General features: G+C 72.1%; 7 protein-coding genes and 1 pseudogene. 4 read left to right on the top strand and 4 right to left on the bottom strand.

What is annotated here, in order from left to right:
* Nucleotides 1-92 precede the first annotated feature (92 nt).
* Nucleotides 93-1,859 (bottom strand): ABC transporter ATP-binding protein, encoded by a 1,767-nt coding sequence (locus tag ACFV5N_RS15520; protein WP_385599254.1) that lies wholly within the window; start codon nt 1,857-1,859, stop codon nt 93-95.
* Between the two features lie 270 nt (nt 1,860-2,129).
* Here ACFV5N_RS15520 and ACFV5N_RS15525 point away from each other — a divergent pair, with 270 nt between their 5' ends.
* Complete coding sequence (locus ACFV5N_RS15525) at nt 2,130-2,615, top strand: ATP-binding protein (protein ID WP_385599257.1); 486 nt, start codon at nt 2,130-2,132, stop codon at nt 2,613-2,615.
* 10 nt (nt 2,616-2,625) lie between these two features.
* Here the strand turns inward: ACFV5N_RS15525 and idi are convergent, their stop codons facing one another.
* The 3 genes from idi to galE all read right to left on the bottom strand — a co-directional run bounded on the left by idi (nt 2,626) and on the right by galE (nt 5,325).
* Nucleotides 2,626-3,159 (bottom strand): isopentenyl-diphosphate Delta-isomerase, encoded by a 534-nt coding sequence (idi, locus tag ACFV5N_RS15530; RefSeq protein ID WP_385599283.1) that lies wholly within the window; start codon nt 3,157-3,159, stop codon nt 2,626-2,628.
* A gap of 101 nt (nt 3,160-3,260) precedes the next feature.
* Complete coding sequence (locus ACFV5N_RS15535; protein WP_385599260.1) at nt 3,261-4,208, bottom strand: cation diffusion facilitator family transporter; 948 nt, start codon at nt 4,206-4,208, stop codon at nt 3,261-3,263.
* 145 nt (nt 4,209-4,353) lie between these two features.
* Nucleotides 4,354-5,325 (bottom strand): UDP-glucose 4-epimerase GalE, encoded by a 972-nt coding sequence (galE, locus tag ACFV5N_RS15540; protein WP_385599263.1) that lies wholly within the window; start codon nt 5,323-5,325, stop codon nt 4,354-4,356.
* A 209-nt stretch (nt 5,326-5,534) separates the two neighbouring features.
* On the opposite strand from galE, the gene ACFV5N_RS15545 reads away from it, so the two are divergent.
* From ACFV5N_RS15545 to ACFV5N_RS15555, 3 genes and pseudogenes are all read left to right on the top strand, one after another.
* Nucleotides 5,535-7,376 carry a DUF5941 domain-containing protein gene (locus ACFV5N_RS15545; protein ID WP_385599286.1) on the top strand — a complete coding sequence of 614 codons (1,842 nt, stop codon included), beginning with the start codon at nt 5,535-5,537 and terminating at the stop codon, nt 7,374-7,376.
* Nucleotides 7,373-8,125: a sugar phosphate nucleotidyltransferase gene (locus ACFV5N_RS15550; protein WP_385599265.1), complete on the top strand. Its 753-nt coding sequence runs from the start codon at nt 7,373-7,375 to the stop codon at nt 8,123-8,125. The genes ACFV5N_RS15545 and ACFV5N_RS15550 overlap by 4 nt, the downstream gene beginning before the upstream one ends.
* Nucleotides 8,113-8,234, top strand: a pseudogene (locus ACFV5N_RS15555) (dehydrogenase); the annotation flags it as partial. The gene ACFV5N_RS15550 and the pseudogene ACFV5N_RS15555, both read left to right, overlap by 13 nt.

Genomic DNA, 8,234 nt, shown 5'->3' on the forward strand with positions numbered 1-8,234 from the left:
GGTGGGGACCGCGCCGTCGACACGGCCGGACCGCCGGGGCCGCGCATGCGGCGGCCGGGGCGGTACCTCCACCGCCCCGGCCGGTCCGCCACTCAGCCCAGCTGGTTCTTCTGCAGCCGCGCGTACGCGCCGCCACGGCGCATGAGTTCCTCGTGGCTGCCGATCTCCAGCACCTTCCCCTGGTCCATCACCACGATGCGGTCCGCACCGCGGATGGTGGACAGCCGGTGGGCCACCACGAAGACGGTACGACCGCGCATCAGCCGTGCCATGGCCTCCTGCACCAGCGCCTCGGAGCGGGTGTCCAGGGCGGAGGTGGCCTCGTCGAGCACCAGGATGCGCGGGTCGCGGATCAGCGCCCTGGCGATGGCCAGCCGCTGCCGCTGGCCGCCGGAGAGCCGCGCGCCGCGCTCGCCGACCACGGTCTCCAGTCCGGAGGGCAGCCGGTCCACGAACTCCAGCGCGTTGGCGTCCCGCAGCGCCCGGCGCACCCGCTCGTCGTCGACCGGGTCGAGACCGTAGCCGACGTTCTCCCGGATGGTGCCCTCGAAGAGCACGGACTCCTGCGGCACCACCGACAGGAAACGCCGGTAGCTGCGCAGGTCCAGGGTGGCCATGTCGCGGCCGTCCAGCAGGATGCGCCCGGAGACCGGCCGGATGAAGCCGATCAGCAGGTTGAGGATGGTGGACTTCCCCGCTCCCGAGGCGCCCACCAGCGCGATGGTCTCGCCCGGTGTCACCGACAGATTGAAGCCGGTGACGGCGGCCTGCCCCTCCGTGTCGTAGCGGAAGCCCACCCGTTCGAAGGTGATCCGGCCGCCGACGCCGGTGACCTGCTCCTTGCCGTCGTTGACCTCCAGGTCGGGGTCCTGGAGCACCTCGCCGAGCGAGCGCACCGATTCGAGCCCCTTGGTGATGATCGGGGCCAGGCCCATCAGCACCGTCATGGAGGCGGTGAGGGTGGTGAAGAAGGTGCTGAGCATCACCACGTCGCCCGCCGAGATCGGCAGCCAGGCGTAGTACGCGACCAGCGCCGCCATCGCCAGACAGCCGATGCCGAGCGCCTGGAGCAGGATCCAGGCCAGGGCGCCGAAGTGGCCGTTGAGCATGTCGAGCCGGAGTCCGGCGGTGAGCACCTGGCGCAGGGAGCCGTCCACCCGGGCCACCGCCGTGCGCTCCAGGCCGTGCGCCCGGGTGACCGGGATCAGTGAGGTCATCTCGCCGACCCGGGAGGAGAGTTGTTCCACCTCGCGGCGGAACTGCTCGTTGTGGCTGCGCAGCCGGGAGCGCAGTCTGCGCACCAGCAGCGCGGCGGCCGGCACCACGATGAGGAAGGCGGGCAGCGCGGCCGGCACCCGCAGCCCGATGACGGCGAGCCCGCCGGCCAGCGTCATGATGGCGTTGAGACCGTTGTCCGAACTCTGCTGGACGGAGGTCTCGATGTTCTCCACGTCCCGGATGACCTTGGTCTGCAGCGCGCTGGCGCTCATCCGGGAGTGGTAGCCGATGGACAGCTCCTGCATCCGCCGGCACAGGGCGGAGCGCAGCCGGGTTCCGGTGCGCCGGACGCTGCCGTACAGGCAGCGGACGTACAGCAGGTGCATCGGATAGTTGAGGGCCAGGACCACGGTCAGAACGGCGATGTTGGTGGCCAGATCGGAGATCGGGCGCTGCTCCACCACGATGTCGATGATGTTCGCGGTGACCAGCGGCAGCAGCCAGACCGGTGAGTGCTTGACGCCGAACGCGAGCACGGCGACCAGCAGCCGGACCCGGTCGTCGCGGAACAGATAGGCGAGGGTCCGTACGGGGTGCTCTCCCCGATAGCGGTGCTCCAGGGGGCCTTGCGGCAGAGCCATGTCAGCAGCCCTCCAAAAGCCTGGGGGAATGGGTCGCGGGGACCTTGCCCTCCTTGAGCGTCGAACAGTCGCCGAAATTGTGATGGCAAGCGCTCTTGGTCACTTTGCTGGTGTTTTGGGGTATTTCATTGGGGTCTTTGCGCAACGATGCGCCCGGCTGGTCGGGTGACGGCCTGGCTTTGTCATAAAGCAATCTCAGATGAAGAGAAGCGGTCAAACTGAGCAGGAAACCCTATGACTTGCGGTCATCCGGTCATGCCGCCCTGGCACATGCCAACACTCAGAAGGGTGGACAGCCGATCAGGTGCCCCGCCGCACCCCACCGCCCCCGCCGCGCCAGGTGTTCCGGGTACCTGGCGCCTCACCGCCGCCCCGGTGGACGCCTCCGTACCGCTGATCAGGCACGCCGTACGCGACCTGCTGCACCGGCGGCAGGCCCCCCTCGGCCCCGACCGGCTCGGCTCCCTGCTGCTCATCGTGTCCGAACTGGTCACCAACGCGGTACGGCACGCCGTCCTGCTCACCCCGCAGATCGGCGTCGAGGTCACCCTCGCCCCCGGGCGGGTCCGCGTCGCCGTCGAGGACGGCCACCCCTACCGTCCCAAAGCCCTCGAAACCGGGGCCGAGCACACCAGCGGACGCGGACTCCTGCTGGTGAAGATCGTCACACTTGAGGCCGGTGGCCGCTGCGGCGTCGACTCCACCGCCACCGGCGGAAAGGTCATCTGGGCCGAACTGCCCTGCGACCGCCTCTGACCCCCCCGGCTCACCAGCCGGCGGCCGGCCCCGTGACCTCCCGGATCGCCGGGCGCGCCGCGTCCAGCACCGTCATGAACCACGCCGAGAACGGCAGCCGCTCATGCCGCCGCGCCAGCTCCCCGGGCGTCACCAGGGCGGTCTCCGCCACCTCCGCCGGGTCGGGCCGCAGCTCCTGCTCCACCACCCCGGCGAACAGGTGGTTGAACTCCTGCTCCACCAGACCCGACAGCGGGTCGGGATGGTTGTAGCGCACCGTGCCCGCCTCCCGCAGCAGGGCCGGGGCCACCCCCAGCTCCTCCGCCGTGCGCCGGGCCGCCGCGACGAACGGCGGCTCACCGGGCAGCGGATGCCCGCAGCAGGTGTTGGACCACACGCCGGGGGAGTGGTACTTCTCCAGCGACCGGCGCTGGAGCAGCAGCCGTCCCCGCGGATCGAAGAGGAAGACCGAGAACGCCCGGTGCAACTGCCCCGGCGGCTGATGCGCGGCGAGCTTCTCGGCCGTACCGACGGTCCGGCCCGCCTCGTCGACCAGCTCCAGCATGATCGGATCCACCACTACGTCCTCGCTGTCGGGCACGGCCACCTTGTCGGGCTCATCGCGTACGTCTGCGAGGTTATCCCGGGCGGCCGCGGGGCCCGGAATCAGTGGCACAGACGGGGCTCATGAGCCGCATGCCCGTGCGGTTCCAGCTGGAACGTGCAGTGCTCCACGTCGAAGTGCTCCCCGAGACAGCCCTGCAGCTCGTGCAGCATCCGCTCGTGCCCCACCGCGTCCAGCGTCTCCTGCGTCACCACCACGTGCGCCGACAGCACCGGCAGCCCCGAGGTGATCGTCCACACATGCAGATCGTGCAGATCCGTCACCCCCGGCAGGTCCATGATGTGCCGCCGCACCGCCGCGATGTCCACGTCCTTCGGCGCCGCCTCCAGCAGCACCTCCAGCGCCTCCCTGGCCAGCCGCACCGTCCTGGGCACGATCATCAGCGCGATGATCAGCGAGGCCACCGTGTCCGCCCGCTGCCAGCCGGTGGTGAGGATCACCAGTGCCGCGATCACCACCGCGACCGAACCCAGCGTGTCCGCCAGCACCTCCAGGAACGCGCCGCGCACGTTCAGCGACTCCCGCTGCCCGCGCATCAGCAGCGACAGCGACACCAGGTTCAGCAGCAGGCCCGCCACACCGAAGACGATCGTCAGCCCGCCCGGCACCTCCGCCGGCTCCCGCAGCCGGTGCACCGCCTCGAACAGGATGTAGCCGCCCACCCCCAGCAGCAGCACACAGTTCGCCAGCGCCGCCAGGATCTCCACCCGGGCCAGCCCGAAGGTACGCCGCTCACTGGTGGGCCGGTTCGCCACATGGATCGCCAGCAGCGCCAGACCGATGCCCACCGCGTCCGTCGCCACGTGCCCGGCGTCCGCCAGCAGCGCCAGCGACCCGGTCAGCCAGGCCCCCACCAGTTCGGCGACCAGCAGCACCAGCGCGATCAGCAACGCGATCCGCAGCCGCCCCCGGTGCGCGGCTCCCGCCGTCCCCTGCCCGTGCCCGTGACCGTGCCCGGACGGGCCCCCGTGACTGTGCCCCGCGCCCATAGAAGAGACCCTCCGAAAAACTCCCGGGGCAGCCCCGCGGGCTACCGCTGTACCGGCGTCCAGGCGCCAAGTGAACTACGGGAGGGGGGTATGCGCAACGCGACGGTGAACACCGTTGTCATATGCTGTGACCTGCGGTTTTCCTTTACGGCTGCGGATGGTGGAAGCGCCAGCCCTGCCACGCGGAGGAGACCATCTCCGGCAGCGTGTGCGCGGCGGAGAAACCCAGCAGCTCACGCGCCCGGTCCACCGACGCCACCACCCGCGCCGGATCACCCGGCCGCCGCTCCACCACCTTCGGCACGGGCTTGGTCAACCCGGTCACCTCCACCACGAGATCGGCGATCTCCCGCACCGACGCCCCCACCCCGGTACCGATGTTGACCGTCAGATCGCGGCCCGGAACCGTCAGCGCCCGCGCCGCCGCCAGATGCGCGTCGGCCAGATCCGCGACATGGACGTAGTCGCGCACCCCCGTCCCGTCCGGCGTCGGATAGTCGTCCCCGAAGATCAACGGCGGCTCGCCGCGCGTCAGCCGCCCGAAGAACATCGGGATGATGTTGAACTCCCCGGTGTCCGCCAGCGCCGGCTCCCGCGCACCCGCCACATTGAAGTACCGCAGACAGGCCGTCGCGATGCCGTGCGCCCGCCCCGCCGCCCGCACCAGCCACTCACCGGCCAGCTTCGTCTCCCCATATGGGTTCACCGGCACGCACGGAGTGTCCTCCGTCACCAGATCCACATCGGGGGTGCCGTACACCGCCGCCGACGACGAGAACACGAACCGCCCGACCCCGGCCGCCGCCACCGCCTCCAGCAGCACCGTCAGCCCGTACACATTGTCGCGGTAGTAGCCCAGCGGCTGCTCCACCGACTCCCCGGGCTGCTTGCGCGCCGCCAGATGCACCACCCCGGTCACCCCGTAATCGGCCAGCACCCGGTCCAGCAGCGGCCGGTCCAGTACCGAACCCCGGCCCACCGGCACCCCCTTCGGCAGCCGGTCGTCCGCTCCCGTGGAGAAGTCGTCGAGCACCACCGCCCGCTCGCCCGCCGCCGTCATGGCGTGCACCACATGCGCCCCGATGTAACCGGCTCCGCCGGTGATCAGCCAGGTCATGATCGCCAGCCTAACGGGCGGTCACCCGCCGTGCGCACCGTAGCCGCGCCGTCGCGTAATGTCATCACCGGCGCCGGTTTTGCCTCCGGGATGAACTCGGGGTTTCCTGACCACGACGCCATGCTTGCCGCACGATGGCGATCGGATAATCTCTGCCCTCGTGCAGCCCGTACGCAAGCGGGTTCTGCCCCCTCAAGGAGTGAGTTCAGCTGTCGACCGCGATCCTCACCGGTCCGCCCGTTCCCGGGTCCGTGCTCGGAGCCGACCTGACCGCCCTGGGATTCACCGTCACCGTGGCCGGCAGCCCCACCGCGCTCGGCGCCGTCCTCGCGGACCTCCCGCCCGGCGAACGCGTCGCCCTGATCGACCCCCGCTTCACCGGGCACCGGCACAGCCTGCGGCTGGCCCTCACCGACCCCCGCTTCGACGCCGCGGCCGTCCCCGGCGCCCTCACCGTCACCGGCGCGGCCCGCGGCGCACTGGGCGCCGCCCTGGAGCGTACGTCGGCCCAGGTGCCCGCCACCAGCGGCGCCGCCCGGGACGACACGGCCCAGGACATCCTCGTCGACACCCTCGCCGACGCCCTCACCGAGACCGGCTGCCCCGTGCACCGCCCCGAACTCGGGCCCCTCACCGCCGCCGTCCCCCGCACCGACGCCGAACGCGCCGAAGCCGAGGCCGCCGTCGCCGCCACCGACGAGGAAGCCGTCCGGCTGCGCACCGCGGTCAAGTCCCGCGACGGCTTCTTCACCACGCACTTCGTCAGCCCCTACTCGCGCTACCTGGCCCGCTGGTGCGCCCGGCGCGGACTCACCCCCAACCAGGTCACCACCGCCTCGCTGCTCACCGCGCTCGTCGCCGCGGGCTGCGCCGCCACCGGCACCCGCGGCGGCTTCGTCGCCGCGGGTGCGCTGCTGCTGCTCTCCTTCGTGCTCGACTGCACCGACGGCCAGCTCGCCCGCTACGCGCTCAAGTACTCCACCCTCGGCGCCTGGCTGGACGCCACCTTCGACCGCGCCAAGGAGTACGCCTACTACGCCGGACTCGCCCTCGGCGCGGCCCGCGGCGGCGAGGACGTGTGGGCGCTCGCCCTGGGCGCCATGATCCTCCAGACCTGCCGCCACATCGTCGACTTCTCCTTCAACGAGGCCAACGCCGCCACCACCGGCGCCGCTTCCGGCGGCGCCTCCAGTCCGGCCGCCGCCCTCTCCGGCCGGCTCGACTCCATCGGCTGGACCGTCTGGGCCCGGCGCATGATCGTGCTGCCCATCGGCGAACGCTGGGCCCTGATCGCCGTCCTCACCGCCCTCACCACCCCGCGCATCACCCTGATCGTCCTGCTGGCCGCCGGCGGCTTCGCCGCCTGCTACACCACCGCGGGCCGGCTGCTGCGCTCCCGCCGCCGGGCCACCGGCGGCGAGGCCGCCGCCCGCGCCCTCGCCGGCCTCACCGACAACGGCCTGCTCGCCGAAGCGGTCGCCCGCCCCTCCCTGCCCGGCAGCACCGGCGCCCTGACCGCCCCGCTGTGGGCCGGACTCGGCACCGCCGCCCTGCTCGGCATACTCCTGCTGCCCGGCGTCGCCGGCACGTGGACCGCCCTCGGCGCCGCCGCGCTCTACGCCCTGTGCGCGGGCCGGGCCACCGCCGCCCCGCTCACCCGCCCGCTGGACTGGCTGCTGCCGCCGCTGTTCCGCGCCGGGGAGTACGGCGCCGTCCTCGTGCTGGCCGCCCGCAGCGACAGCGACGGCGCGCTGCCCGCCGCCTTCGGCCTGCTGGCCGCCGTCGCCTACCACCACTACGACACCGTCTACCGGCTGCGCGGCGGCGCCGGAGCACCCCCGCGCGCCCTGGTCCGCGCCGCGGGCGGACACGAGGGCCGCACCCTGCTGGTCGTCGCGGCGGCCGCCGCCTTCACCGGCACCACCACCTTCACCCTCGCGCTCGCGGTCCTCGCCGGGGCCCTCGCGCTGCTGGTGCTGGCGGAGAGCATCCGCTTCTGGATCTCCTCCGCCGCGCCCGCCGTACACGATGAGACAGGAGAACCCGCATGATCGGCCTCGTGCTGGCGGCCGGCGCCGGACGGCGTCTTCGCCCCTACACCGACACCCTTCCCAAGGCCCTGGTGCCGGTGGTCGCTCCCGGCACGGACGAGGCCAGATCCGTTCTCGACCTCACCCTGGCCAACTTCGCCGAGGTCGGCCTCACCGACGCGGCCGTCGTCGTCGGCTACCGCAAGGAGGCCGTCGTCGAGCGCCGCGCCGCCCTGGAGCGGCGCTACGGCGTCAAGCTCACCCTCGTCGAGAACGACAAGGCCGAGGAGTGGAACAACGCCTACTCCCTGTGGTGCGCCCGTGACGTCATCGCCGAGGGCGTCATCCTCGCCAACGGCGACACCGTCCACCCGGCCTCCGTCGAGAAGACCCTGCTCGCCGCGCGCGGCGACGGCCGCCGGATCATCCTGGCGCTCGACACGGTCAAGAAGCTCGCCGACGAGGAGATGAAGGTCGTCACCGACGCCTCGGGCGCGGTGCGCCGCATCACCAAGCTGATGCCGCCCGAGGAGGCCACCGGCGAGTACATCGGCGTCACCCTCATCGAGCCGGAGGCCGCCGCCGACCTCGCCGACGCCCTGCGCGTCACCTACGAGCGCGACCCGCAGCTGTACTACGAGGACGGCTACCAGGAACTGGCCGACCGGGGCCTCACCGTCTCCACCACGCCCATCGGCGAGGTCAGCTGGGTCGAGATCGACAACCACGAGGATCTGGCGCGCGGACGGGAGATCGCATGCCGCTACTGACCCGGCTGATCCCCTCGCCCGTCTCCGTCGACATCCGGGCCGGCGCCCTGGACAACCTCGCCGGCCTCCTCGCCGACCAGCGGGTCTCCCCGTCCGGTCGGCTCGCGGT

It is taken from the genome of Streptomyces sp. NPDC059853 (assembly GCF_042731495.1).
Lineage (GTDB): Bacteria > Actinomycetota > Actinomycetes > Streptomycetales > Streptomycetaceae > Streptomyces.

Coding starts and splice junctions, on each gene's coding strand:
- ACFV5N_RS15520 (WP_385599254.1), bottom strand. CDS start 1,859: ATGGCTCTGCCGCAAGGCCCCCTGGAGCACCGCTATCGGGGAGAGCAC.
- ACFV5N_RS15525 (WP_385599257.1), top strand. CDS start 2,130: ATGCCAACACTCAGAAGGGTGGACAGCCGATCAGGTGCCCCGCCGCAC.
- idi (WP_385599283.1), bottom strand. CDS start 3,159: ATGCTGGAGCTGGTCGACGAGGCGGGCCGGACCGTCGGTACGGCCGAG.
- ACFV5N_RS15535 (WP_385599260.1), bottom strand. CDS start 4,208: ATGGGCGCGGGGCACAGTCACGGGGGCCCGTCCGGGCACGGTCACGGG.
- galE (WP_385599263.1), bottom strand. CDS start 5,325: ATGACCTGGCTGATCACCGGCGGAGCCGGTTACATCGGGGCGCATGTG.
- ACFV5N_RS15550 (WP_385599265.1), top strand. CDS start 7,373: ATGATCGGCCTCGTGCTGGCGGCCGGCGCCGGACGGCGTCTTCGCCCC.